A 1,287-nucleotide genomic window follows, 5' to 3' on the forward strand; every position below is an offset into this window, starting at 1 on the left:
CTAGGGCCTGTTTCGGAATGGGCTAGCGGCGGCTGATCCAGGCGAGGATGTCGTCAGCGATGGTCTTGGGATCAGCGGCGGTGGCGATGTCGTGCTCGCCGTTGTCCGGGTCGAACCGGTCGAGCTCGAAGCCTCCGAACGCGCTGATGCTCTTGGAGACCGCGAAGGACCACTCAAGGTCATCGTCGACGGGGTAGACGATGAAGAACGTGTTGGCGGCGGTGTCGAGGGCGTTGACGAGGTCGATCAAGTCGTTGCGGTCGGGCTGATCGACGTCGTGGCCTCCCTCGGGGGCGGCGTAGTACTCCACGCCCGCAAGGATGCCAGCGGTTCAGGCCGCCCGAACGATCGCGGTCACCCAGTCGTCGATCGCGGCGATGGTCACGGTTGTCTCGTAGCGCAGTTGGAGCTTGTCGAACCGGGTGCCCACGGCCCGCCACCGCTTGAGCCGGTTGAACATGCACTCGACCGCGGACCGCAACTTGTAGTCCGCGAAGTCGACCTTCGGCGGGCGCCCGCCAGCCGAACCCTTCGCCTTGCGGTTGGCCTGCTGGTCGATCTTCTCCGGGATTGTCGCCGCGATCCCGCGCCGACGTAGCAAGGCTCGGTTGCCCGCGGAGGTGTAGCCGCGGTCCGCACGGACCCGGTCGGGGCGGGTGCGCGGGCGCCCGATCCCGCCGGGGCGGTCCACCTTGACCGTGGCGAGCACGGGCCCGAACTGGGGGCTGTCCCCGCGGTGCCCGGCAGTGACGACCATCCCCATCAGCTTCTGCCCCTGCTCGCACACCGCGTGCAGCTTCGTCGTCCACCCGCCACGGGAATGGCCCAGCCCGTGATCGGCCGGCTCGTCCCCGGGCGGCTCGACCTGCAGATCGGGGCGCCGGCGCGCTCCGGCTGCATGCTGATGGGCGCGCGCGATCGTGGAGTCGAGGTTCAGGTCCCAGCCGATCAGCCCGGCCGCGTCCGAGATCGTGCGTAGCCGTTCGATGATCCGGACCCAGGTGCCGTCGCGCTGCCAGTCCCGGAAACGGCGATACACGCTGCCCCACGGCCCGTACCTCTCCTCGGGAACATCCCGCCACGGACAGCCCGTCCGGATCCGGAACCGGATCCCGTCGATCTGGCGACGCAAGAACCGCGCCTTGCGCCCGCGCGCCCTGACCGGCAGCAACGGCTCGAGCACCGCCCACGCCTCACCCGACATGTCATGCCGCCCCGCCGCACGCCTCACGACCCCGCATCATGGCAAACCTGCAGGTCATAGCACCATTCCGAAACAGGCCCTAG

2 protein-coding genes are annotated in these 1,287 nt (G+C 69.2%); both read right to left on the bottom strand.

Translation table 11 applies throughout. The annotated features are described in order from the left end of the window. Positions 1-22 precede the first annotated feature (22 nt). The gene (locus tag ACWAT2_RS19290; RefSeq protein ID WP_480049255.1) at positions 23-310 is read right to left on the bottom strand and encodes a hypothetical protein; all 288 of its coding nucleotides are present in this window, start codon (positions 308-310) and stop codon (positions 23-25) included. Between the two features lie 21 nt (positions 311-331). Further along, a complete protein-coding gene (locus ACWAT2_RS19295; RefSeq protein ID WP_480049257.1) occupies positions 332-1,231 on the bottom strand; it encodes an IS5 family transposase in 900 nt (299 codons plus the stop codon). Positions 1,232-1,287 lie beyond the last annotated feature (56 nt).

It is taken from the genome of Isoptericola sp. GX10416 (assembly GCF_056590155.1).